Below are 23,242 nucleotides of genomic sequence, written 5' to 3' on the forward strand. Positions count from 1 at the left end.
GGATCTGCGCTTACGCCTTCTCCTCCCAGATCATCGCCAGGTGCACGATCGTCTGCACTGCCTTCTCCATGTCCTGCCGGCTGACCCATTCCAGGCGCGAATGAAACGCGTGCTCGCCAGCAAAGATGTTGGGGCAGGGCAGGCCCATGAAGGACAGGCGCGAGCCGTCGGTGCCACCGCGGATGGCGGTGCGCATCGGCCGCAGCCCGGCGCGGCGGATCGCTTCGATGGCGTATTCGAGGATGTGCGGGTGACGGTCGATCACCTGCTTCATGTTGCGGTACTGCTCGCGCACCTCGAACTTGTAGGTCGAGCGCGGATAGTCCTTCATTACATCCCTGACGATGTTCTCGAGCAGGACCTCCTTCTCCTTCAGCCCCTCCTCGGTGAAGTCGCGCACGATGAAGGAGAGGCTCGCCTGCTCCAGCGCGCCCTCGATGCCGACGGGGTGCAGGAAGCCCTGCTTGCCTGAGGTGGTCTCCGGCGAGCAGCCTTCTTTCGGCAGCCGCTCGACGATCGCGGCCGCGATCTTGATCGCGTGCTCCATCTTGCCCTTGGCATAGCCGGGATGGGCGCTGACGCCGGTGATGGTGATGGTGGCGCCGTCGGCCGAGAACGTCTCGTCCTCGACGCTGCCGGCGCTTTCACCGTCCATGGTGTAGCCGAAATCGGCGCCAAGCTTCTTGATGTCGACATTGTCGACGCCGCGGCCGATCTCCTCGTCGGGCGTGAACAGGATCTTGATGGTGCCGTGCTTGACGTCGGGATTGTTGATGAAGAAATGCGCGGCATCCATGATCTCGGCGACGCCGGCCTTGTTGTCGGCGCCCAGCAGCGTGGTGCCGTCGGTGGTGATGATGTCGTTGCCGATCTGGTTCTTCAGCGCGGGGTGCTCGGCGAAGCGGATCACCTGGCTGGTGTCGCCCGGCAGGGTGATGTCGCCGCCGCGATAATTCTTCACGAGCTGCGGCTTGACGCCCTTGCCGGTGACGTCGGGCGAAGTGTCCATGTGCGAGCAGAAGCAGATCACCGGCACCTTCTTGTCCGTGTTGGCCGGGATCGTTCCATAGACATAGCCGTAACCGTCGAGATGGGCGTCGGCGATACCGATGGCCTTCAACTCGGTGACGAGCACGCGGCCGAGATCCTTCTGCTTCTCGGTCGAGGGCGAGGCCGGGGATTCCGGATCGGACTGGGTGTCGATGGTGACGTAGCGCAGGAAGCGCTCGGTCACGGTATGCGTGAAGGTAAGTGAGGACATTTCTGGTCAACCGCCGGGTCAGGGGAAGCTGGCGGTATACCAGAAAAGCGGGCCGCGTTGCGGCGGAACGAGCCCGGATCAGGCTTAACGAAGCGTAATGCTCAGATTGCCTCTTTGAGTTCCTTGACCGGGCGGAACGCGACCTTCTTGCTGGCCTTGATGTGGATCGGCTCGCCGGTGGAGGGATTGCGGCCGGTGCGGGCGGCGCGCTTGCGGACCTGGAGGATACCGAGCCCTACGATCCGGACCCGGTCGCCCTTCTTGAGGTGCTTGGTGATCAGGTCGACCATCCCGGTGAGGACGGCCTCGGCATGTTTCTTGGAGAGGTCCTGGCTTTCCGCGATATCGGCGGCGAGGTGCTTGAGCGTGATGGTGGTTGGAGCGGATGCCTTCTTCGCCATGCTGTCAGGCCTTCCTCGGTTGTCTCGCGGAAGCGCGCAGGGCCTCCAAACTGCCAAGTTCGCGCAGGCCTAGACGATTCGGGATGGGACTGACTACGCCGGCTGTCCAGCGAGAGGGATTTTCGCGTGATCTTTCGATCCAACCGGGCGTTCCCGCGGGTTCCCGGCGAGCGAAAAGACCGACGTCTGGCAGGATGCCGCCAATCAGGCTGAGGATATTTAGCTAATACTCTGAAAGTGTTTTCAAAAATGGCGCGAGGAGGGACGGGGCTCGAACCCTCGACCTCCGGCGTGACCGGCGCCCGCCCGCCGATTTCGTCCAGCCTCAAGACCGTACTTGCGTGTCCATGCCGAAGGGCCGGAACTTATCCATACCTGCGTGTGATGACGATAAACCGGTCCTGCTCCAGCCTCAGGCGGCTCAGCAGATCATCCGGAGCGTTGATCGGCACGGGGACGCCGACATAACGGCGATCAGCAAGGGCGACGGTCGGCGCCGTTTCCGGGAGGGAGAATGCCTGCCTCTGATCGGCTGGCACGAAGACCAGCACGTTCATGTCGGAACGCGGCCTGATCATCTGGGTTCGACGGCGAGACCACGCGTCGCTCTCTGGTTCGTAAAGACCGCAATAGCGCAGAGCGAGTACCAGCCAGCTGGCGCCCGGCCGCTCGGTCCTGTCCGGCGGGACATAGACTGTCGCACCCTCAAGCTCCGGCGGGACGCTGGTAAACCAAAGATCTCGACGATCCTGTCCGAACGGCTTGAGATCGCGGCCGAGGACGCCGATCCGGCTCCAGTCAATTCGCCCGAGGTTTGGAACGAGGTACGACACCTGCTTCGTGATGAAGCGATAGTTGGCAGCCTGTTCGAAGATCAGCTCACGCTCATGCGCGGAGACGTTGTGGCCTGTGACTTCGTCTTTCACAAACAACCTTCGGAACGCGTCCTCTATCTGTTGCTGGTTGCCGGTCTGATACGGCGTCAGGATCTGGCGGGTCTCGCGAAAGTAGCCGGCGTATCCTGTGTCCGCGATGCCAGAAATCTCTGCCTGCGCAGCACCGCGGGCCAGGAAGAGCACCACGAATACGGCGGTCAGTGCACGAATCCCACCGTTGCCACGCTCCCAGGCCATGGCCAGCATGATGCAGCAGAGAGCCAGCACCAATGGTTCCGTAAAGATGGAATCCAGGTTCATGATCGCGCGACTGAACCAGAGAAGTGAAGCTATGACCAGGCAGCTGATGATCAACAGCGCGCCAAGCTCTCGGACGGTTGCCAAACGCGGCGACCGAAAGGCAAGCAGTGCCAGAAGAGCGAGTGGCGGCAGAAGCAGCGCCGGAGAGCTGAATACCTGGTCCCAAAAGAAGTGATCGCCAGGCGAGAGTGCCGGATCGATCGTGCCCAGGAAGCACACCTTCGCGATCGCAGCGACGAACCGGATGCCGCTCCACGGACTCATCATCACAGACCAGAGCAACAGAAACGACGTCACGAAGCCCAGTGCCATCAGATTGGCAAACGAAAAGAAGCGATAGAAGACAGACTCCTCCGGCAAAAGCCGGGTAGCGATCCCGGGCGAAGCGACCGCGAGGAGTGCTGCCCCGCAGAGCGCGATATTATGAAACGATGTGCGGGTGTGGATGAACGTTGAAGGCATCGGCAGAAGCGATAAGGCCAACAGAAAAAAGAAAATCGCAACCACGGCGAACGAAACGTGCCTGTTGAAACGGCGTGAGACATTGAAGGCATCGACATATGCAAAGTCACGTCGCACCAACATGAACAGAACCAGCGCGGGCGCGAGGGCGATCGTCGGAATGATCTGCACTTTTGACGTGAAGGCAAATCCAGCGAGAACACCGGCGCCTATCGAGAGCGCGGCCGCCGTCCGCCGGCTTTCCTTGGCAACTGCGGACACCGCAAGCGCGGCTGCGGCCGCGGCATAGAACAGGGCAAAGCTGTCAGTTCTGAAAATCAGAGTGTGGAAGGCTAGCGCGCGCGAAGCCGCGATGCATATGAAGATTGGCGCGATCAGCCATGGACTGGCGCCTGCGGCGCAGACCACGGCCATCGCCAGCAGCATCGAACTTCCGACCGCCAGAAACGGTAGATGCGCACGCAGGAAGTCGATCAGTTCGGCCGTGCCGAGCAGCGGGTTTGCCCATGTCTCGACCCCGTGAAAATCCCGGAGATGCACCAAATTGAGAAAATAGCCGACCCGGTGGGTCAGGGTGAGCAGCACGTACATGCCGGCTGTCGGATGCGTGATGTGATCCGGCAACACGCCGCCCCGCATCAAGAGGACGTCGAGCGCCGTCAGTTGATCCATGTCGTCCATCGCGTAGTACGGATAGCGATCAACGTTGTGCTGGAAGATTGTCAGGCTGATGAAAGCCAAAAGAACAATTGTCAGCCATGCCGGCCAATTGCCGCGCGAGATCGAATTTACATGCCCCATACAACCATTAGTTGGGGTGTGGTTGACTCTGTCAAGTCAGACGAACGCATGAATTCGGCTAATCCCAACGCATCAGTACCACCACGTCGAATTTTTTCTGGTGGGGTCGAGAATTTAGTCGTCTCGATCGAGCAGCGATCGCAGGCGAAATGACACGTACCGAAGCAATCCGCGGCGTGGTCGGGGCGAAGATTCGGCAGGCAACGGCGTTCGTGGCTAGTCCGCGAGGCAGGTGAGCTGGAACGGAGGCGTCGAATCCGGGGGCACGCGGAGTCGAAGAGGGGGCTGGGGGGTACTAAGCCATTGAAATGATGGCGCGAGAGACGGGGCTCGAACCCGCGACCTCCGGCGTGACAGGCCGGCGCTCTAACCAACTGAGCTACTCCCGCGTGGCTCGCTAATCGCGCGCGGAACGAGGGGGGACTTAAAGGGGGGACATGGTGAAGTCAAGGACGTTGCGCTTACGGGGATCAAACACCGGGCGGAGCAGGGCGGGACCGTATCGCTACGGCCAAAACGACCGCCTCGGGGCGCCGAATCAATCAAGGGTGTTACAAGCTCCACAGGCAATTTCCGGGGACAATTGGCTTGACCGTCGGCTCGCGCCCCTTCCAGAACGCGAGGCTCTAGAAGAAATTCAAGAAGGACGCGGACGCCGTGCTGGCGGCGGCCCATCAGGCCTATGGCATCTGCTATTCGTCCTCTCCACTTCAAGATGAGATGACCGACGAGTTTCGCTCGTTCGCGGATCGCTGGGTGGATGCTGTGCTGCTGTCCGACCAACAAATGGCGGATCGCATCGAGGCCGACGGGATCGACATCCTGGTGGATCTCTCCGGTCATTCCTCCGGCAGTCGCCTGCGGGTGTTTGCGCGCAAGCCAGCGTCGATCCAGGTGTCGGCCTAGGGAGCGCCGACCGGCACGGGCCTGAATACGCCCATATCGACATCTCACTCGACCAGTTCCCGCAGAACGGCGGCGCCGGCACCTGGGAATCCCTTCACATCGGCGTGCCGGTTGTGGCCAAGCTCGGCCTTTCGACCTCGGGGCGGGCGGCGGGCGGTATTCTCATGGCCATCGGCCTCGACGACTGGGTCGCGGAGGATGACGAGGGCTATATCGCGATCGCCAAGCGGTTTGCGGAAGCTCCAGCCGCGCTAGCGACGCTGCGTAAGGACCTGCCGGCAAGGATCGCGGCCTCGGCCGCGGGCAATGGCGAGGTCTATACCCGTCATGTCGAGGCCGCCTACTGCTAGTTCTGGCGCGACTATTGCGCGTCGCAGGCCCACTGAATCAAGAGCTTGGCCGGAAGTCTTCACACTCTCCCAGACGTCAAAAGGCCGCCTGGAGGCGGCCGTTTCGTCTCAAACCGGACCTTTTTCTGCAATTAGCGAATCTCCGACGTCCCCGAGCTGGTGATCACCACCGGCTTGCCGGCCTTGACCACGTGGGTCGACTGGGCGGTCTGGCTGTAATCGGCATTGGTCCGGGCTGCAATTCCGAAGGCGGCCACTGCAATGCCGGCCACCAGCGCCACCACGACGATCTTCATATGGGTACCGCGATCAGCAGAGTGAATTGAGTGGTTCATCTGAGCCTCCCGACGGGCTTTGCCCCCGTCTGTTGGCTCGTTTTCTAAAGACCATCTGTTTCCGGATCGTTTCGCGCGTTCCGCAAAATGGTTTCATTAATGCGCCCGGTTGGTTTCGCGGGGCTGGTGGCGAGGGCCGGTGCGGAAGCCAGATCGGCCCTGAGCGGTCTTACCTGCCGCGTAATCGCCGCGGCGAAATCCCTTCGCCATGATCGTTCCATCGGCCGCGAACGATGGGCCGACTGATCCGCAAGGGAGAAGCACGATGAATCGCCGAACCGTCCTCGAAGCCACGCTACTTGGAACCGCCTTTGCCGCGGCATCGGGCGCGAGCACGCCCGTGGCGGCAGCCCAGCAGAATGCGCGATCGCCCTATGTGACGGCCAGGGACGGCACGAAGCTGTTCGTGCAGGATTGGGGGAGCGGGCAACCGGTGCTGTTGCTGTCCGCCTGGACGTTCGACGCCAGCACCTGGGGCAGCCAGATTGCAGCCCTTAATGCAAAAGGCTTCCGCTGCGTTGCGCCTGACCGGCGCGGGCATGGCCGGTCCGAGATGCCGTCGACGGGCTACGACCTGGACACGCTGACCGATGACGTCGCCGCATTGATCGAGGCGCGCGATTTGCGCGACGTGACGCTGGTTGGCTTCTCGATGGGGACGGCCGAGGTGGTGAACTATCTGGGGCGATACGGATCGGACCGGATCGCAAGGCTCATCCTGGTCGCACCGACGACGCCGTTCTTGGTCAGGACCGAAGACAATCCGGATGCGGTTCCGAGGGCGATGATCGAGGCTGACAACGCGGCCATCGCACGCGACTTCGCGAAATGGATTGCGGCGAATGAAGCGCCATTCTTCACCGCCGAGACGCCCGAGATCACGCGTGCCTGGATCCGCCAGATGATGCTGAGCGTACCGCTGCCGGTGGCGCTGGCGTGCCGCAAGACCATCGCGTTCGCCGATCTCCGCAAGGCGGCCGCCGGGATCGATCGCCCGATGCTGATCGTTCACGGCGACAAGGATGCCAGCGCGCCGCTGCCATTGACGGGTGCCAAGACCGCCAGGCTGATCAAGGGCAGCAAGCTGACCGTTTACGAGGGCGCGCCGCATCCGCTGCCGCTGACACACAGCGAGCGCCTGCTCGCGGACATGCTCGCGTTCATGAGCGCCTAGCTCGCCCGCTTGATATCGGCCCGGATGGTCCGCGCCGCCCAGACGAACAGGAGGGCTCCGAGCGTGGTCGTGACGGCCGCCGAGAGCAGGGAATAGCGCACGGCGTCGGCGCCATAACTGCCCGTCAGCGCGTCGTTGACCACGCCTACAGCGAGCGGGCCGACGCCTTGGCCAAAGCAAGTCGCGGTGAGCGCGATCAGCGCGGAAGCCAGCGCCCGCATGCTGGGCTTGGCCACGGTCTGCGCGATCGCGAAGATCGGCCCGAGGTGGAAGCCGACCAGGAACGAGGTCAGCGCCAGCATGGCGACCATCATCTTGAAGTCCTGTGTCAGCATGCACAGCGCGAACACCGGACCGGCGAGCCCCGAGGTGATTGCCGGCGCCCACAGCTTCCAGCGGTCGTCGCGGCGGCTGATATTGGCAACCACGAAGCCGCCGAGCAGAGTGCCCGCCATGCCGGCGAGGCCCTTGAACGTGCCGGCGTAGGTGCCGATCTCGGCGCTCGACAGATGGTGCACGCGGGCGAGGAACGGCGGGATCCAGGCTGCGGTCGCGTAATTGGTGTAGGTCGTGAGGCAGAAGCCGACCAGCACGATCATGAAACTTTGCTGCGAGGCCAGGAAGCGCAGCGTCGGCCCGAGTGGCTCCGGCACGAAGGCCTCCTGCATCGCGCCGCGCTTCGGCTCGGAGACGGTCAGCCACAGGATCAAAGCGAGCAGGATGCCCGGCATGCCCGCGACAAAGAACGCCATCCGCCAGCCATAGTGCTGGTTGACGTAGCCGCCGACGAAATAGCCGAGGAAAACGCCGAGATAGGTGCCGACAGCGTAGATGCCGAGCGCGCGCGGGCGCTCATTCTTGGCAAAGAGATCGGCGACGATCGACTGCGAGGCGGGGGAGCCAGCGGATTCGCCGATGCCGACGCCGATTCTGGCAAACGCCAATGCAGTCACGCTCGAGGCCATGCCGCACAGCGCCGTCATCGCGCTCCAGAATGCGAACGCCATCGCCACGATGTTGCGGCGATTGAGCCGGTCGGCGACCCGCGCGATGGGGATGCCGAGCAGGGAATAGAACAGCGCGAAGCCGAAGCCTGCGAGCAGGCCCATCATGGTGTCGCTGAGCTGAAACTCCTTCTTGATCGGCTCGATCAGGACATTGAAGATCGTGCGGTCGAGGAAGTTCAGCGCGTAGATGATGGTGAGCAGGCCGAGCACGTAGTAGCGGCGCGCCGACGGCGTTGCCGCGGCGGCCGTTTCCACCTGCAATTGTGACGTGACATCGACCATCGCTTCCCCCAATTTGTCTTTGTTATCTTTATGGGTCCAGCTTTTCCTGGAGCTGGTCGCTCAGCCTTCGCGAATGTAGTTCCCCGCTTCGAACTCGACCGGCGCAGCGCTTGCGTCGAATGAGACACCGATCGGGTCGCCGTCGGCGGCCATCGTATCGAGCTGGTCGCTCAGCATGCGCCGAATCAACAGGATGCCGCGGTCGCTCTGGCCAAAGTGCTCCTCGGAATGGATGGTCGTCGCGCCCTGGCCGACCTGGGCCTCGTAGTCGCCGGGGAATTGCTGGTGCTCGGTCTCGGTCATGTCCCACCAGAACTTGCCGTTGAACTTCGAGCGCATGCGGCCGATGTCGCCGGTCGTCTTGACGCGGCCGGCGACGTAGATGCGGAACGAGGTGTCGTCGATCGGCAGCGTCCAGCCGATCGACTCGACGCGGGCAAACTGCGCCACGCGCGGATTGGGTACCACCCGCAAGGTGGGCATGGCGGCTTCGGTGACGCGGTAGAACACCTTGCCGTCGTCCTGCTTGCGGATCGAGCGCACGGCGATGCCGCGCGGCGTCTTGTCGAATTTCACCTCAGGCATCGAGGCCATCATGTTGGTGAATTGCGGACCTGAGAACGAGCCGTGCAGCACCGGCACGTGGTAGGGATCGACCACGTTCTCGAAATGCTGGAGCCAGTTGCAGGGGATGATCGCCGGGCCGCCGCCGCCGATCGAGGAATCGTCGGCCTCGACGAACTCGCCGTCGTCCATGTTCTCGAGGCACTCGTAGCGCGGCAGCACCGGACGTTTCTCGGCCGGGCCCATATAGGCAAAGATCAGCCCGTAGCGCTCCTCGATCGGATACCAGGGCTGGCGCACCTTGTCCTTGAACTGGCCGCCATCGGGCTCGCAGGGCTGCTCCAGGCAATGGCCCTCGGTGTCGAACTTCCAGCCGTGATAGCAGCAGCGAATGCCGTCTTCCTCGACCTTGCCGTAATAGAGCGTGGTGCCGCGATGGCAACAGCGGGCGTGGAGCAGGCCAACGCGGCCGTGTTTGTCGCGAAACACGATGAGATCCTCGCCGAGCGCGCGCACCTTCCTCGGTGTGTCGGTGGCATCAGCGGTGAGCCCGACCGGATGCCAGTAACGGCGGAGCAGCTCGCCCATCGGCGTGCCGCGCACGACGGACGTGAGCTCGGTGCGCGTGTGCGCCGGCTTCATCGCATAGGCCGTGCCGAGATCGCGATCCCGCTGGGTGATGGTCATGCTGTTCCTCCCGCCGCAGGCCTTTGGTAGCCCGGTCGCGTTTCATCCGTTGCGCCAATGAAATTTAGATCGATGACAATGTCAACGATTCTCCGAATGCCTCTTAGTCGCATTTGGATGAGGCGGGACGGCTGAGGCGCGCGGGCTTGGCACGTCGCGGCTTTCTTGGCACAGGTGGAGACATGAGCGAGACACAGAGCAGGGACGGGCGCGCATCGTCCGAAGCCGACGAAAGCGGGTCGCCCGCGCCGATCACCGTGATGCTGTCATCGCGGCTGATGGTGCTCGCCAATCTGCTCAAGCGCGGCGCGATCCTGCGCTACAAGCGCCTGGCCGGATTGTCCTCGGTCGAGTTCGGCCTCGTCGCCTCGCTCGGCCGCCGGCCGCCGATGAGCGTGGCGCGGCTCGCCGAAGCCGTCGGCCAGGACAAGGGCCAGATCAGCCGCGCGCTCGCCGAACTCGTCTCGCGCAAGCTGATCGCGAAGTCGGCCAATCCGAAAGACAGCCGCGAGGTGCTGGTGTCGTTGACGCCTGCGGGGCTCGACGCGCATGACGCGATCGTCGCAGGTGCTCAGGAGCGCAATCGGCAATTGCTGGAGCATCTGGGCACGGACGAATTCGAGACGCTGCTCGCACAAATCGATCGCCTGACGGCGACGGCCGAGAAGATGCTCGAGGCAGAGAAAGTTCTGCGCTGATCGCTCAGCAATCTGCGGACATGTTGGATCGCTTCTAAGAGACTCTCTAAGAGCCTTTCAATTAGGGAATTCGCGCGCCCTCACATAAGCGTCACCGCAAACGTATGCCGTCATGGGACGGCGGCATAACGCATGAAACATGCAGGCTTTGGGGTGCGCGTTGAACAGTCTTCGTATGCTGCGGTCCGCCGTGTTGGCGACCGCGTCCGCTTGGGTATTGCTGCCGCAAGCTTCACTCGCGCAATCGTCGACGCAAAGCGGCGCGCAGAATTTGCCTTCGGTGACCGTCACCGCGCCAGAACAACGCCGCCGCGCGGCCTCCAATGCTCCGCGCCGCGCGCAGCGCTCAGTGCAGACCGCCAACAGCCGGAAACCACAGCCGCAACGCAATGTCGGCTTCGTCGAGACCGCGCGCGGCCCCGTGCACGGCTACGTCGCCAATCGCAGCTCGTCCGGCACCAAGACCAACACGCCGATCATGGAGACGCCGCAGGCGGTCTCGGTGATCGGCGCGGAGCAGATCCGCGACCAGAAGCCGAACAAGCTCGACGAGGTCCTGCGCTACACCGCAGGCGTGCGCGCCGGAACTTTTGGCGCTGATACCCGCAACGATTGGTGGCTGATCCGTGGCTTCAAGTCCGACGATATCGGACTGTTCCTCGACGGCATGCAGCTGTTCTACACCTCCTATGCGAGCTGGAAGCTCCAGCCGCCGAACATGGAGCGGGTCGAGGTGCTGCGCGGCCCGTCGGCTGTGCTCTACGGTGGATCCAGCCCGAGCGGCATCGTCAACGTCATCAGCAAGATGCCGCCGACCGAACCGGTTCGCTACATCGAGACCGGCGTCAACAATTTCGGCAACGCCTATGTCGGCTTCGATTTCGGCGGTCCTGTCGCAACGCAGCCCCAGGACGGCAAGCTGTTCTACCGCGTCGTCGGTCAGGTCCAGAACGGCAACACCCAGGTCAACTTCACGCCCGACAACAACTACTTCATCGCGCCGTCGTTCACCTGGAAGCCGGATGCCGACACCAGTTTCACGGTGCTGGCCTCGGCCTCGAAGCAGGACACGCGCGGCATCAACTTCCTGCCCTATCAGGGCACGGTGACCAACGCGCCGTTCGGCAAGATCCCGACCAGCTTCTTCGCCGGCGATCCCAATGTCGACAAGTTCACGCGCGAGCAGGAGATGCTCGGCTACCAGTTCGAGCGCAACCTCACCGACGACCTGACGTTCCGGCAGAATGCGCGTTTTGCGCATATCGACCTGACCTATCGTGGCTTCATCGGCAACGGCTGGGACGACATCAATACGGCCACGATGGGACGCTACAATTGGTACGCGAAGAACACCGCCAACCAGGCCAATCTCGACAACCAGCTGGAGTACCGCTTCAACACCGGCCGGTGAAGCACACGATGCTGTTCGGGGTCGATTTGAAGGGCTACCAGATCGACGACTATCAGGCCTTCAACTTCGGCACCGTTCCGTCCATCAACGTCTTCAATCCCGCCTATGGTCTCGACATTCCCCTCACGGGCGCGCCGTTCCGCAACTTCCAGATCACGCAGAAGCAGGCCGGCACTTACGTTCAGGACCAGATGAAGCTCGGCAACTTCACGCTGGTGCTGAGCGGCCGCAACGATTGGGTCGAGACCTCGCAGGTCGCCCGCGACACCGGCGCAAATGTCGCCAGCCGCGACGACAGCAAGTTCAGCGGGCGCGCCGGACTGATCTACAATTTCGACAACGGTATCGCGCCCTACGTCTCCTACGCGACGAGCTACAATCCGATCATCGGCCTGAACGCCCAGAACCAGCTGTTTCTCCCGGAGACCGGCAAGCAGGCCGAGATCGGCGTAAAGGTCGCGCCCAAGGGATTTGACGGCTATTTCACCGCCTCGGTGTTCGACCTGAGGCGCCAGAATGTAGCGACCACCGATCCGTCGAATGTACTGTTGCAGAACCAGACCGGTGAAGTGACCTCGCGCGGCATCGAGCTCGAAGCGGTGGCGAACGTCACCAAGGAGCTGAAGCTGATCGGCGCCTTCACCTCCTATCATCTCTTCATCAGCAGGGACCTCGATCCGACCCTGATCGGCAAGACGCCGACCAACACGCCGGAAATGCTGATCTCGGGCTGGGCCGACTACACCTTCAAGGATGGACCGCTCGAGGGATTTGGTTTCGGCGGCGGCGTGCGTTATGTCGGCTCGTCCTGGGCCGACACCGCCAACACGCTCGAGGTGCCCGCGGTGGTGCTTGGCGATCTCGCAGTCCATTACGAGTGGCAGAACTGGCGCACGGCGATCAACGTGATCAATCTGACCGACAAGATCTATGTCGCGAGCTGCGCCTCGGCCTCGTCCTGCTTCTACGGCGACCGTCGCCGCATCACCGCCAGCGTCTCCTACAAGTGGTAGGCGCGGGCGAGGGCAGCGTGTCGTGAGGGCGCGCACGGTCAGGCTTTGGTCCGTGGTCCACACCTGGACCAGCTTGATCTCGACCATCTTCCTGCTCCTGCTCTGCCTGACCGGCCTGCCGCTGATCTTCCATCACGAGATCGATGAGCTCCTGGGCTACGCCCCCCAGCCCGAAGCTCATGCGAGCGCGGCGCGCGCGACGCCCCAAGCCGTCGCCCGCGCCGCGCTCGCGGCCGATCCCGGCCGTGTCCTGCAATATATCGCCTGGGACAAGGATGAGCCCGGGCTCGTCATGGCCTTCACCAACAGCGCACCCGACGGTGCGCCTGATAATGCGACCGTGCGCGCCTTCGATGCGGTCTCGGCCAGGCTACTCGGGCCGGTCGGTGTCGGGCCGATGCTGATCGTGCTCAAGCTGCATACGGATATGTTCGCAGGCCAGGCCGGAAAGCTGTTCCTTGGCGCGATGGGCCTGCTGTTCGCCGTCGCCATCATCTCCGGCGTGGTGATGTATTGGCCGTTCACCCGCCGCCGGCGCTTTGCCACTATCCGTGACCGCGCCTCGCGTCGCGTCGTCTGGCTGGACTGGCACAATCTGATCGGTGTGGCGACGGTGGCATGGGCGCTGGCGGTCGGGCTCACCGGCGTCGTCAACACCTGGGCCGAGCTGATGCTGAACCAGTGGAAGGCGACTGAGCTCGCCGCCATGGTCGCGCCCTATGCCGGCAAGCCCGCGCCAACGCATCTCGCCTCGCTCGACGATGTCGTCGCGCGCGCCAGGCAGGTAGCTCCTGGCATGGAGATCGCCTTCATCGCCTTTCCCGGCACGCCGTTTTCCTCCTCGCACCATTTCGCCGCCTTCATGCGCGGCGATACCGTCCTGACGGCGCGGCTGCTGAAGCCGGTCTTGCTCGACGGCGAAACCGGGGAGGTCGCCGACAGCCGGGCACTGCCGCTCTATCTCCAGGCGCTGCTGATCTCGCAGCCGCTGCATTTCGGCGATTACGGCGGCATGCCGCTCAAACTGATCTGGGCGGCGCTCGACATGCTCACGATCGTTGTAATCGGCAGCGGCCTCTATCTCTGGCTGGCCCGGCGGCGCAAACGAACGCCCGCCCGCGCTGACGCATTCGCCAGACGAGCCCCGGTCCCGTCGTGATGCATGGCTCGTCCGGCTCGTCGCGCCTGTGGATACATGTCTTCGCTGCACCCGTCCTGCTCGCGGTCGCGACCATCACCGGCCTCCTGGCGGCGCTGCTCTGGGGCGCGCTCGGCCAATATGTCGCCTGGGTGACGGTGGGGGCGCCCGTGCTGGTCGTCGCTTGGGTTTGGGGGCGCCGCCGCACCAAAAAAACCGGGCAAATTGCGCAGGCACTACACCGCAAGTAGCTGCCGGAACCTGTGCGCCGCAATCTCAGAACTGCTGCCCTGCAAAATCGTGGCCGGCCTTGCTGGGTCTGGCGATCTGATCCATACCAGCGCGGGGTGATTCCGGGATTTCCACCGTTCTGGGAGCGGCAAAGGGCCTAAAAAGAGCGTGTCTTGCGCCCATTGGTGCACTGCGCTAAGGCTCAGAACAATTCCAAACTGGACGAATCCGTGGCTGTCCCGAGGCTACGGGAAAAAGGGCTCGCCAATGAGCGGCATTCTACAGAACTATCTTCCACTCGTCGTCTTTATAGGGGTCGCGGCCCTCATTGGCCTGGTGCTGCTGATCGCGCCCTTCATCGTGGCGTTCCAGCAGCCCGACCCGGAAAAATTGTCGGCGTATGAGTGCGGTTTCAACGCCTTCGACGACGCCCGCATGAAGTTCGACGTCCGCTTCTATCTGGTCGCCATTCTCTTCATCATCTTCGACCTCGAAGTGGCGTTCCTGTTTCCCTGGGCGGTGGCGTTCGGCAAGCTTGGCGCCACCGGCTTCTGGTCCATGGTGGTGTTCCTCGCCGTGCTGACGGTCGGGTTCGCCTATGAATGGAAGAAAGGCGCACTCGAATGGGATTGAACCCTGCACCATCAGGCGGTCCGGTTCTCGCGCCGGCCCCCAAGGGCATTTTGGATCCGTCGACCGGCAGGCCGGTCGGGGCCAATGATCCATTCTTCCTCGAGGTCAATTCCGAGCTGTCCGACAAGGGCTTCTTCGTGGCCGCGACCGACGACCTCATCACCTGGGCCCGCACCGGCTCGCTGATGTGGATGACCTTCGGTCTCGCCTGCTGCGCGGTCGAGATGATGCAGGTCTCGATGCCGCGCTACGACGTTGAGCGCTTCGGCTTCGCGCCGCGTGCCTCGCCGCGGCAGTCCGACGTGATGATCGTCGCCGGCACGCTGACCAACAAGATGGCGCCTGCGCTGCGCAAGGTCTACGACCAGATGCCCGAGCCGCGCTATGTCATCTCGATGGGCTCCTGCGCCAATGGCGGCGGCTACTATCACTATTCCTATTCGGTCGTGCGCGGCTGCGACCGCATCGTGCCGATCGATATCTATGTGCCGGGCTGCCCGCCCACCGCGGAAGCACTGCTTTACGGCGTGCTGCTGCTTCAGAAGAAGATCCGGCGTACCGGCACCATCGAACGCTAAGGTTTTACGTTATGGACGATGGCAAGCTCGACGCCCTGGGGCAAACGATCGTTAGCGCGCTTCCGGGCGCCGCCACCGGTCACACGGTGGCCTTCAACCAGCTCACGGTTGATGTCGAGGCCAGCAAGATCGTCGAGGTGGTCAAGTACCTGCGCGACGACCCGAACTGCCGCTTCATCAGCTTCACCGACATTACGGCGGTGGATTATCCGGATCGCGAGAAGCGGTTCGACGTGATCTATCACTTCCTGTCACCGGCGCTGAACACGCGGGTCCGGCTTAGGGCCCAGGCTGACGAAACCACCCAGGTGCCGTCGCTGATCGAGGTGTTTCCCGGCGCCGACTGGTTCGAGCGCGAGGCCTACGATCTCTATGGCGTGTTCTTCGTCGGCCATCCCGACATGCGCCGCCTCCTGACCGATTACGGTTTCGAGGGTCATCCGCTGCGCAAGGATTTCCCGACCACCGGCTTCCTCGAAGTCCGCTACGACGACCAGGAGAAGCGGGTGGTGTACGAGCCGGTCCGGCTCAACCAGGAATTCCGCAAGTTCGACTTTTTGTCTCCGTGGGAGGGCGCCGACTATCCGGTCCTTCCCGGCGATGAAAAAGCAGGGCCGAAGGTCTGATCATGAACGAGCAACCCGAAATCCTTCGCAATTTCACCATCAACTTCGGGCCGCAGCATCCGGCCGCGCATGGCGTGTTGCGTCTGGTGCTGGAGCTTGACGGCGAAGTCGTGGCCCGTGTCGATCCCCATATCGGCCTGCTTCACCGCGGCACAGAAAAGCTGATCGAGCAAAAGACCTATCTGCAGGCGATCCCGTATTTCGACCGGCTCGACTACGTCGCGCCGATGAATCAGGAGCATGCCTTCTGCATGGCGGCTGAAAAGCTGCTCGGCATCGAGGTGCCGCGCCGCGGCCAGCTGATCCGCGTGCTCTATTGCGAGATCGGCCGCATTCTCTCGCACCTGCTCAACGTCACCACGCAGGCTATGGACGTCGGCGCGCTGACCCCGCCGCTGTGGGGCTTTGAAGAGCGCGAAAAGCTGATGGTGTTCTACGAGCGCGCCTCGGGCAGCCGCATGCACGCAGCCTTCTTCCGCGTCGGTGGCGTGCACCAGGACCTGCCGCAGAAGCTGGTCGACGACATCGACGCCTGGTGCGCTCCGTTTCTGAAAGTGGTCGAGGACCTCGATCGCCTGCTCACCGCCAACCGCATCTTCAAGCAGCGCAACGTCGACATCGGCGTGGTGTCGCTCAAGGAAGCCTGGGAGTGGGGCTTTTCGGGCGTGATGGTGCGCGGCTCGGGCGCGGCCTGGGATCTGCGCAAGTCGCAGCCCTACGAGTGCTACGCCGAAATGGATTTCGACATCCCGATCGGCAAGAACGGCGACTGCTACGACCGCTATCTGATCCGCATGGAAGAGATGCGCCAGTCCGTGCGCATCATGAAGCAGTGCATCCAGAAGCTGAATGCGCCAGACGGGAAGGGCCCCGTCGTCGTCGAGGACAACAAGGTTGCGCCGCCGCGCCGCGGCGACATGAAGCGCTCGATGGAAGCGCTGATCCACCACTTCAAGCTCTACACCGAAGGCGTCCACGTGCCGGCCGGCGAAGTCTATGTCGCGGTCGAGGCGCCGAAGGGCGAGTTCGGCGTCTATCTCGTCTCCGATGGCAGCAACAAGCCGTACAAGTGCAAGATCCGCGCGCCGGGCTTTGCGCATCTTCAGGCCATGGATCACATCTGCCGTGGCCATCTGCTCGCCGACGTCTCGGCGATCCTCGGCTCGCTCGACATCGTGTTCGGAGAGGTCGACCGGTGATGGTGCAGGCGCCAATCCAGTTTGACCGTGCCTCGGGGGCCCTTGAAGGGGCCAACCTGTGGGAGCGGACGGCTGCCTTGGCGCTGGTGACGGGATCGAAGATCTCGTCGCATTTCTCGCATATGGGCTACATCGCCTGCGCCAACCTGCTGCGCAAGACGCTGCCCGAGCGCAACATTGCGATCAAGCTCAATCCCGACGCTGCGTTTGAATTCCCCTATGGCGACGGCTATTGGAGCAAGCTGCTCGACCGCTCCTACAGCTATGAGGGCGAGCTCGAGCTGCTGTTCGCGGACTCGATCGACGTCGACTACACGCTGCTCGATTGCGGTGCCAATTACGGCTATTGGTCGGTGCTGGTCTCGAGCAAGCCGTTTGGCGTGCACAAGGCGATCGCGATCGAGCCGTCGGGACAGAACTACCCGAAGCTCGCCAACAATGCGCGCGTCAACGGCAACCGCTTCGAGACCCTGAAATGCGCGATCGGCGCGGCCCGCGGCACCGCGCGGCTGTCCGGCACCAAGCACGAGGCCTTCAGCATCGCCGGCGATGCGTCGGCGGGCGGTGAGGACGTTCCGGTTCTCGCGCTGGACAACCTCATCGACGACGGGAAGGTCGCAGGCACCGGCAAATACCTGGTCAAGCTTGACGTCGAGGGCGTCGAGATCGAGGCGATCAAGGGCGGCGCCCGGCTGCTTGAGACCGACAGCGTCATCATGTGCGAGGAGCACGGCAGCGACCGCTCTCATGCGGTGTCGCGCTACATCCTCGAACAGACCCCGATGAAGCTGATCGTGCTCGATCCGCGCACCAACCGGCTGGAGACCGTCAGCGATCTGTCGATCCTCGACCGCATCAAGGTCTCGACCCACGTCGGCTACAACGTTTTCGGCACCGCAAGCGCATTCTGGCAGGACAGGATCAATGCCCTGAATGCGAAAACCGCGCGCCGCATGCAGTGAGAGAATAAGAGATGTCCGTCCGCCGATTAGCACCGAAGGAAGTCCAGCCCGCGAGCTTTGCGTTCACGGACGAGAACCTTGCGTTCGCCAAGCAGCAGGTCGCGAAATATCCGGCCGGCCGGCAAGCCTCCGCCGTCATCGCGATCCTCTGGCGCGTCCAGGAACAGCACGACGGCTGGGTGTCGGAAGCTGCGATCCGCGTCGTCGCCGACATGCTCGACATGCCCTATATCCGCGTGCTCGAAGTCGCGACCTTCTACACGATGTTCCAGCTCGCACCGGTCGGCAAGAAGGCCCACGTCCAGGTCTGCGGCACCACGCCGTGCCGCCTGCGCGGTGCCGAAGACCTGATCCACGTCTGCGAGAGCCGGATCCACCACGATCCCTTCCATCTCTCCAAGGACGGCAATTTCAGCTGGGAAGAGGTCGAGTGCTTAGGCGCCTGCGTGAATGCGCCGATGGTGTTGATCGGCAAGGACACCTATGAGGACCTGACCAAGGAAACCTTCGGCAAGGTGCTCGACGGCTTCGCCTCGGGCAATGTGCCCAAGCCCGGTCCGCAGAACGGCCGCCAGTTCTCTGCGCCGGCGGGCGGACCGACCACGCTGAAGGAAACCTCCTGATGCGTGATCTCTCGTATCGGGCCATTTTGAGGAGCGAAGCCGTGAACAAATGGGGCTTCGTCGCCATGCATGCCGCGGGCGCGGCCGTTTTCATGTTCCTGCTGCAGCGCTTCGTGATGAGCGCGTCGCAGGAGACCAGTCTGCTCTGGGCGCTGACCTTCGCCGTCTGCGCCGCCGGGCTTGCCTACAAGCAAGCCAATCGTTGATCGGAAAGCACTGATATGCTCGAGGACAAGGACCGCATCTTCAAAAACCTCTACGGCTTCCACGATTGGGGGCTCGAGGGTGCGCGGCGCCGCGGCGCCTGGGATGGCACCAAGGGTATCATCGACAAGGGCCGCGACTGGATCATCAACGAGATGAAGGCGTCCGGCCTGCGCGGCCGTGGCGGCGCCGGCTTCCCGACCGGCCTGAAATGGTCGTTCATGCCGAAGGAATCCACCGACGGCCGGCCGAGCTATCTCGTCGTCAACGCCGACGAGTCCGAGCCCGGCACCTGCAAGGATCGCGAGATCATGCGGCATGATCCGCATCTCCTGATCGAAGGCTGCCTGATCGCGAGCTGCGCGATGAACGCGCATGCCTGCTACATTTATGTCCGTGGCGAATTCATCCGCGAGCGCGAGCATCTCCAGGCCGCGATCGACCAGGCCTATGAGGCCAAGCTGGTCGGCAAGGACAACGTCAACGGCTGGCCGTTCGACATCTACGTCGCACACGGCGCTGGCGCCTACATCTGCGGCGAGGAAACCGCGTTGCTCGAAAGCCTCGAGGGCAAGAAGGGCCAGCCGCGCCTGAAGCCGCCGTTCCCGGCCAATGTCGGCCTGTACGGCTGCCCGACCACCGTCAACAACGTCGAGTCGATCGCGGTCGCGCCGGACATCCTGCGCCGCGGCGCGGCCTGGTTCGCCGGCATCGGCCGTCCGAACAATGTCGGCACAAAACTGTTCTGCATCTCCGGCCATGTCGAGCGACCCTGCAACGTCGAAGAAGCCATGGGCATCACGTTCCGTGAGCTGATCGAGAAGCATTGCGGCGGCGTCCGTGGCGGCTGGGACAATCTCAAGGCCGTGATCCCCGGCGGCTCGTCGGTGCGCATGGTGCCGGCGGAGCAGATCATCGACACGCCGATGGATTTCGATAGCTTGAGCAAGCTGCGCTCGGGCCTCGGCACCGCGGCCGTGATCGTGATGGACAAGTCGACCGATTTGATCCGCGCCATCGCCCGCATCTCCTATTTCTACAAGCACGAGAGCTGCGGCCAGTGCACGCCGTGCCGCGAGGGCACCGGCTGGATGTGGCGCGTGCTGACCCGCATGGCCGACGGCCGCGCCCACAAGCGCGAGATCGACATGCTGCTCGAGGTCACCAAGCAGGTCGAAGGCCACACCATCTGCGCGCTCGGCGACGCAGCCGCCTGGCCGATCCAGGGCCTGATCGCGCATTTCCGTCACGAGATCGAAGCGCGCATCGACCAGTATTCGCACAAGGCCGACATCGACGATATCGGCGTCCGCGATCCCGTGAACATGGTCGCGGCGGAGTAGGAAGCATGACCAAGCTCATCATCGACGGCAAAGAGATCGATGTCCCGGCCGAGTACACGCTGCTTCAGGCGTGCGAGGCTGCTGGCGCCGAGATTCCGCGCTTCTGCTATCACGAGCGCCTGTCGATCGCCGGCAATTGCCGGATGTGCCTCGTCGAAGTGAAGGGCGGCCCGAAGCCGGTCGCAAGCTGCGCCTGGGCCGTGCGCGATTGCCGTCCGGGTCCCAAGGGCGAGCCGCCGGAAATCTCCACCCGTTCGCCGATGGTGAAGAAGGCACGCGAAGGCGTGATGGAATTCCTTCTTATCAACCATCCGCTGGATTGCCCGATCTGCGACCAGGGCGGCGAGTGCGATCTGCAGGACCAGGCGATGGGCTATGGTGTCGACACCAGCCGTTTCGCCGAGAACAAGCGCGCGGTCGAGGACAAATATCTCGGCGCGCTGGTCAAGACCTCGATGAACCGCTGCATCCAGTGCACGCGCTGCGTCCGCTTCTCGGCGGAAGTGGCCGGCGCCCCAGAAATGGGCGCGACCGGCCGCGGCGAGGACATGGAGATCACGACCTATCTCCAGCACGCGCTGACGTCGGAACTCCAAGGCAACCTCGTCGACATCTGCCCGGTCGGCGCGCTGACCTCGAAGCCTTATGCGTTCGCCGCCCGCCCGTGGGAACTCGGCAAGACCCAGTCGATCGACGTCATGGACGGCGTCGGATCAGCGATCCGCGTCGACACCCGCGGTCGTGAGGTAATGCGCGTGCTGCCGCGCATCAACGAGGCCGTGAACGAGGAGTGGATCTCGGACAAGACCCGCCACGTCGTCGACGGCCTTCGCACCCAGCGGCTCGACCGGCCCTATATCCGTGAAGCGGGCAAGCTGCGTGCGGCGAGCTGGCCGGAAGCGTTTGCTGCGATTGCTGCGAAAGCGGCCCGCACCGATGGCAAGCGGATCGGCGCGATCGCGGGCGACCTCTCCGGCGTCGAAGAGATGTTCGCGCTGAAGGATCTGCTGGCGAAATTCGGCTCGGCCAATCTGGCGGTGCAGGGCGGCGACGCCTTCGATCCCGCGCTCGGCCGTGGCTCCTACATCTTCAATCCGACGCTGGTGGGCGTCGAGCAGGCCGATGCACTGCTGATCATCGGCGCCAATCCGCGGAAAGAAGCGGCCGTGTTCAACGCCCGCATCCGCAAGCGCTGGCGTTCGGGCGGCTTCAAGGTCGGCGTGATCGGCGCCAAGGCCGATCTGACCTACGATTATGACTATCTCGGCGCTGGCAGCGAGACGCTCGGTGAACTCGCGGCCGGCAAGCACTCCTTCATGGACGTGCTCAAGAACGCCAAGAAGCCGATCATCCTGGTCGGCGCAGGCGCGGCCTCGCGTCACGACGGCGCCGCCATTCTCGCCGCCGCCGCCAAGCTCGCGCTCGACGTCGGCGCGGTGAAGGACGGCTGGAACGGCCTTGGCGTGCTGCACGAGACCGCCTCGCGCGTCGGCGCGCTCGACATCGGCTTTGTCGCAGGTCGCGGCGGCCTCAACGCCGCGCAGATGACGACCTTCGGCACGCTGGATCTGCTGTTCCTGCTCGGGGCCGACGAGATCAAGGCGCCGGACGGCACCTTCGTGGTCTATATCGGCACCCATGGCGACCGCGGCGCGCACCGCGCCGACGTCATCCTGCCGGCGGCGGCCTACACCGAGAAGTCCGCGATCTACGTCAACACCGAAGGCCGCGTGCAGATGACCGGCCGCGCCGCATTCCCGCCGGGCGAAGCCCGCGAGGACTGGGCGATCGTCCGCGCGCTGTCCGAAGCGCTCGGCAAGAAGCTCGGCTACGACTCGCTGTCGGCGTTGCGCCAGACGATCTTCAAGGCGGTGCCGCATCTGATCCGCCTCGACCAGATCGAGGCAGGCTCCGCCGACCAGATCAAGAAGCTGGCGGGCAAGGGCGGCACGACGGAAAAGGCGCCGTTCAAGCCGCTCGTCGAGGACTTCTATTTGACCAACCCAATCGCGCGTGCGTCCGCCGTAATGGCGGAATGCTCGCGGCTTGCCTCCGGGCAGATGCTGACCGCAGCGGAGTGAGCTGATGGAATTCTTCGCAAGCGCATTCTGGACCGGCTTCCTCTGGCCGCTGATCATCATGATCGCGGAAAGCGTGCTGGTGCTCGTGGTCCTGCTGGTCGCGATCGCCTACATCCTGCTCGCCGACCGCAAGATCTGGGCGGCTGTGCAGATCCGCCGCGGCCCGAACGTGGTCGGTCCCTGGGGCCTGTTCCAGTCCTTCGCCGACCTGCTGAAGTTCGTGCTGAAGGAGCCGATCATTCCGGCCGGCGCCAACAAGGGCGTGTTTCTCCTTGCTCCCTTAGTCTCATGCGTGCTCGCGCTTGCGGCCTGGGCGGTGATCCCGACCAATCTCGGCTGGGTGATCTCCGACATCAATGTCGGCGTCCTCTTCATTTTCGCGATCTCGTCGCTGTCGATCTACGGCATCATCATGGCCGGCTGGTCGTCGAATTCGAAATACCCGTTCCTGGCCGCGCTGCGCTCGGCGGCGCAGATGGTGTCCTATGAGGTCTCGATCGGCTTCGTCATCATCACCGTTCTGCTCTGCGCCGGCACGCTGAACCTCTCGGCGGTGGTCGAAGCCCAGCATATCCGCGGCCTTGCCAGCCTGATCGGGCTGCCGCAGCTCACGATCCTGAACTGGTATGTCTGGCCGCTGTTCCCGATGTTCGTGGTGTTCTACGTCTCGGCGCTGGCGGAAACCAACCGTCCGCCCTTCGACCTCGTCGAAGCGGAATCCGAACTCGTCGCCGGCTTCATGGTCGAGTACGGCTCGACGCCGTATCTGCTGTTCATGCTCGGCGAATATGTCGCGATCGTCACGATGTGCGCGATGGCCACCATTCTGTTCCTCGGAGGCTGGCTGCCGCCGGTGGACCTGCCGCCCTTCAACTGGGTGCCGGGGATCATCTGGTTCTCGCTCAAAGTGTTCTTCATGTTCTTCCTGTTCGCGATGGCAAAGGCGATCGTGCCGCGCTACCGCTACGACCAACTGATGCGCCTCGGCTGGAAGGTGTTCCTGCCGCTGTCGCTGGCGATGGTGGTCGTGGTAGCCGGCGTGCTGCAGTTCGCCGGCATCGCGCCGAAGTGAGGGC

20 protein-coding genes, 1 tRNA gene and 2 pseudogenes are annotated in these 23,242 nt (G+C 63.5%); 16 read left to right on the top strand and 7 right to left on the bottom strand.

Going from position 1 to position 23,242, the window contains the following annotated elements:
• Positions 1-10 precede the first annotated feature (10 nt).
• The 4 genes from pepT to ACPPVR_RS20010 form a co-directional block, all read right to left on the bottom strand.
• Positions 11-1,261: a peptidase T gene (gene pepT, locus ACPPVR_RS19995; protein WP_426615853.1), complete on the bottom strand. Its 1,251-nt coding sequence runs from the start codon at positions 1,259-1,261 to the stop codon at positions 11-13.
• 101 nt (positions 1,262-1,362) lie between these two features.
• The gene (locus ACPPVR_RS20000; protein ID WP_426615854.1) at positions 1,363-1,662 is read right to left on the bottom strand and encodes an HU family DNA-binding protein; all 300 of its coding nucleotides are present in this window, start codon (positions 1,660-1,662) and stop codon (positions 1,363-1,365) included.
• A 365-nt stretch (positions 1,663-2,027) separates the two neighbouring features.
• On the bottom strand, positions 2,028-4,061 hold the full coding sequence (locus ACPPVR_RS20005) for a hypothetical protein (protein WP_426615855.1): 2,034 nt from the start codon (positions 4,059-4,061) through the stop codon (positions 2,028-2,030).
• A 372-nt stretch (positions 4,062-4,433) separates the two neighbouring features.
• Positions 4,434-4,510 (bottom strand) — tRNA-Asp (locus ACPPVR_RS20010).
• Positions 4,511-4,808: 298 nt separating this feature from the next.
• Between ACPPVR_RS20010 and ACPPVR_RS20015 the strand changes: the two are divergent.
• A pseudogene (locus tag ACPPVR_RS20015) lies at positions 4,809-5,377 on the top strand (hypothetical protein); the annotation flags it as partial.
• 131 nt (positions 5,378-5,508) lie between these two features.
• On the opposite strand, the gene ACPPVR_RS20020 reads toward ACPPVR_RS20015, so the two are convergent.
• The gene (locus ACPPVR_RS20020; protein WP_426615856.1) at positions 5,509-5,712 is read right to left on the bottom strand and encodes a hypothetical protein; all 204 of its coding nucleotides are present in this window, start codon (positions 5,710-5,712) and stop codon (positions 5,509-5,511) included.
• Between the two features lie 265 nt (positions 5,713-5,977).
• On the opposite strand from ACPPVR_RS20020, the gene ACPPVR_RS20025 reads away from it, so the two are divergent.
• Positions 5,978-6,886, top strand: a complete 909-nt coding sequence (locus ACPPVR_RS20025; protein WP_426615857.1) for an alpha/beta fold hydrolase — start codon at positions 5,978-5,980, stop codon at positions 6,884-6,886.
• Here ACPPVR_RS20025 and ACPPVR_RS20030 read toward each other — a convergent pair.
• Together ACPPVR_RS20030 and ACPPVR_RS20035 are read right to left on the bottom strand one after the other, a co-directional pair.
• Positions 6,883-8,175 carry a spinster family MFS transporter gene (locus ACPPVR_RS20030; protein WP_426615858.1) on the bottom strand — a complete coding sequence of 431 codons (1,293 nt, stop codon included), beginning with the start codon at positions 8,173-8,175 and terminating at the stop codon, positions 6,883-6,885. The two genes, ACPPVR_RS20025 and ACPPVR_RS20030, sit on opposite strands and share 4 nt — an antisense overlap.
• 60 nt (positions 8,176-8,235) lie before the next feature.
• Complete coding sequence (locus ACPPVR_RS20035) at positions 8,236-9,426, bottom strand: Rieske 2Fe-2S domain-containing protein (protein WP_426615859.1); 1,191 nt, start codon at positions 9,424-9,426, stop codon at positions 8,236-8,238.
• Between the two features lie 182 nt (positions 9,427-9,608).
• Here ACPPVR_RS20035 and ACPPVR_RS20040 point away from each other — a divergent pair, with 182 nt between their 5' ends.
• The 14 genes and pseudogenes from ACPPVR_RS20040 to nuoH all read left to right on the top strand — a co-directional run bounded on the left by ACPPVR_RS20040 (position 9,609) and on the right by nuoH (position 23,238).
• On the top strand, positions 9,609-10,124 hold the full coding sequence (locus tag ACPPVR_RS20040) for a MarR family winged helix-turn-helix transcriptional regulator (RefSeq protein WP_426615860.1): 516 nt from the start codon (positions 9,609-9,611) through the stop codon (positions 10,122-10,124).
• A 175-nt stretch (positions 10,125-10,299) separates the two neighbouring features.
• Positions 10,300-12,548: pseudogene (locus ACPPVR_RS20045) on the top strand (TonB-dependent siderophore receptor).
• A gap of 52 nt (positions 12,549-12,600) precedes the next feature.
• Positions 12,601-13,707: a PepSY-associated TM helix domain-containing protein gene (locus ACPPVR_RS20050; RefSeq protein WP_426615861.1), complete on the top strand. Its 1,107-nt coding sequence runs from the start codon at positions 12,601-12,603 to the stop codon at positions 13,705-13,707.
• Positions 13,704-13,937, top strand: coding sequence for a hypothetical protein (locus ACPPVR_RS20055; protein ID WP_426615862.1), 234 nt, complete (start codon positions 13,704-13,706; stop codon positions 13,935-13,937). Before ACPPVR_RS20050 ends, ACPPVR_RS20055 begins: the two co-directional genes overlap by 4 nt.
• A gap of 247 nt (positions 13,938-14,184) precedes the next feature.
• Positions 14,185-14,550 (top strand): NADH-quinone oxidoreductase subunit A, encoded by a 366-nt coding sequence (locus ACPPVR_RS20060; RefSeq protein ID WP_008547797.1) that lies wholly within the window; start codon positions 14,185-14,187, stop codon positions 14,548-14,550.
• The gene (locus ACPPVR_RS20065; RefSeq protein ID WP_426616141.1) at positions 14,547-15,128 is read left to right on the top strand and encodes a NuoB/complex I 20 kDa subunit family protein; all 582 of its coding nucleotides are present in this window, start codon (positions 14,547-14,549) and stop codon (positions 15,126-15,128) included. The genes ACPPVR_RS20060 and ACPPVR_RS20065 overlap by 4 nt, the downstream gene beginning before the upstream one ends.
• A gap of 11 nt (positions 15,129-15,139) precedes the next feature.
• Positions 15,140-15,754 carry an NADH-quinone oxidoreductase subunit C gene (locus ACPPVR_RS20070; RefSeq protein ID WP_426615863.1) on the top strand — a complete coding sequence of 205 codons (615 nt, stop codon included), beginning with the start codon at positions 15,140-15,142 and terminating at the stop codon, positions 15,752-15,754.
• A 2-nt stretch (positions 15,755-15,756) separates the two neighbouring features.
• Complete coding sequence (locus ACPPVR_RS20075) at positions 15,757-16,953, top strand: NADH-quinone oxidoreductase subunit D (protein WP_426615864.1); 1,197 nt, start codon at positions 15,757-15,759, stop codon at positions 16,951-16,953.
• Positions 16,953-17,915, top strand: a complete 963-nt coding sequence (locus ACPPVR_RS20080; RefSeq protein WP_426615865.1) for an FkbM family methyltransferase — start codon at positions 16,953-16,955, stop codon at positions 17,913-17,915. The genes ACPPVR_RS20075 and ACPPVR_RS20080 overlap by 1 nt, the downstream gene beginning before the upstream one ends.
• Before the next feature lie 11 nt (positions 17,916-17,926).
• Positions 17,927-18,538 (top strand): NADH-quinone oxidoreductase subunit NuoE, encoded by a 612-nt coding sequence (gene nuoE / locus ACPPVR_RS20085; RefSeq protein WP_426615866.1) that lies wholly within the window; start codon positions 17,927-17,929, stop codon positions 18,536-18,538.
• Positions 18,538-18,744, top strand: a complete 207-nt coding sequence (locus tag ACPPVR_RS20090; protein ID WP_426615867.1) for a hypothetical protein — start codon at positions 18,538-18,540, stop codon at positions 18,742-18,744. Before nuoE ends, ACPPVR_RS20090 begins: the two co-directional genes overlap by 1 nt.
• Before the next feature lie 15 nt (positions 18,745-18,759).
• Positions 18,760-20,085, top strand: coding sequence for an NADH-quinone oxidoreductase subunit NuoF (gene nuoF / locus ACPPVR_RS20095; RefSeq protein WP_426615868.1), 1,326 nt, complete (start codon positions 18,760-18,762; stop codon positions 20,083-20,085).
• Positions 20,086-20,090: 5 nt separating this feature from the next.
• Positions 20,091-22,166, top strand: coding sequence for an NADH-quinone oxidoreductase subunit NuoG (gene nuoG / locus ACPPVR_RS20100; RefSeq protein WP_426615869.1), 2,076 nt, complete (start codon positions 20,091-20,093; stop codon positions 22,164-22,166).
• Between the two features lie 4 nt (positions 22,167-22,170).
• On the top strand, positions 22,171-23,238 hold the full coding sequence (gene nuoH / locus ACPPVR_RS20105; RefSeq protein WP_426615870.1) for an NADH-quinone oxidoreductase subunit NuoH: 1,068 nt from the start codon (positions 22,171-22,173) through the stop codon (positions 23,236-23,238).
• Positions 23,239-23,242: the final 4 nt, after the last annotated feature.

Source organism: Bradyrhizobium sp. McL0616, from assembly GCF_049993385.1.
Classification (GTDB): Bacteria; Pseudomonadota; Alphaproteobacteria; order Rhizobiales; family Xanthobacteraceae; genus Bradyrhizobium.

What these genes read in the sequence shown, in the direction of transcription:
- ACPPVR_RS20020 (WP_426615856.1), bottom strand. Translation starts at nt 5,712, where the DNA reads ATGAACCACTCAATTCACTCTGCTGATCGCGGTACCCATATGAAGATC.
- nuoF (WP_426615868.1), top strand. Translation starts at nt 18,760, where the DNA reads ATGCTCGAGGACAAGGACCGCATCTTCAAAAACCTCTACGGCTTCCAC.
- ACPPVR_RS20040 (WP_426615860.1), top strand. Translation starts at nt 9,609, where the DNA reads ATGAGCGAGACACAGAGCAGGGACGGGCGCGCATCGTCCGAAGCCGAC.
- ACPPVR_RS20090 (WP_426615867.1), top strand. Translation starts at nt 18,538, where the DNA reads ATGCGTGATCTCTCGTATCGGGCCATTTTGAGGAGCGAAGCCGTGAAC.
- ACPPVR_RS20000 (WP_426615854.1), bottom strand. Translation starts at nt 1,662, where the DNA reads ATGGCGAAGAAGGCATCCGCTCCAACCACCATCACGCTCAAGCACCTC.
- ACPPVR_RS20060 (WP_008547797.1), top strand. Translation starts at nt 14,185, where the DNA reads ATGAGCGGCATTCTACAGAACTATCTTCCACTCGTCGTCTTTATAGGG.
- nuoE (WP_426615866.1), top strand. Translation starts at nt 17,927, where the DNA reads ATGTCCGTCCGCCGATTAGCACCGAAGGAAGTCCAGCCCGCGAGCTTT.
- ACPPVR_RS20035 (WP_426615859.1), bottom strand. Translation starts at nt 9,426, where the DNA reads ATGACCATCACCCAGCGGGATCGCGATCTCGGCACGGCCTATGCGATG.
- ACPPVR_RS20070 (WP_426615863.1), top strand. Translation starts at nt 15,140, where the DNA reads ATGGACGATGGCAAGCTCGACGCCCTGGGGCAAACGATCGTTAGCGCG.
- ACPPVR_RS20080 (WP_426615865.1), top strand. Translation starts at nt 16,953, where the DNA reads ATGGTGCAGGCGCCAATCCAGTTTGACCGTGCCTCGGGGGCCCTTGAA.
- ACPPVR_RS20025 (WP_426615857.1), top strand. Translation starts at nt 5,978, where the DNA reads ATGAATCGCCGAACCGTCCTCGAAGCCACGCTACTTGGAACCGCCTTT.
- ACPPVR_RS20075 (WP_426615864.1), top strand. Translation starts at nt 15,757, where the DNA reads ATGAACGAGCAACCCGAAATCCTTCGCAATTTCACCATCAACTTCGGG.
- nuoH (WP_426615870.1), top strand. Translation starts at nt 22,171, where the DNA reads ATGGAATTCTTCGCAAGCGCATTCTGGACCGGCTTCCTCTGGCCGCTG.
- pepT (WP_426615853.1), bottom strand. Translation starts at nt 1,261, where the DNA reads ATGTCCTCACTTACCTTCACGCATACCGTGACCGAGCGCTTCCTGCGC.
- nuoG (WP_426615869.1), top strand. Translation starts at nt 20,091, where the DNA reads ATGACCAAGCTCATCATCGACGGCAAAGAGATCGATGTCCCGGCCGAG.
- ACPPVR_RS20030 (WP_426615858.1), bottom strand. Translation starts at nt 8,175, where the DNA reads ATGGTCGATGTCACGTCACAATTGCAGGTGGAAACGGCCGCCGCGGCA.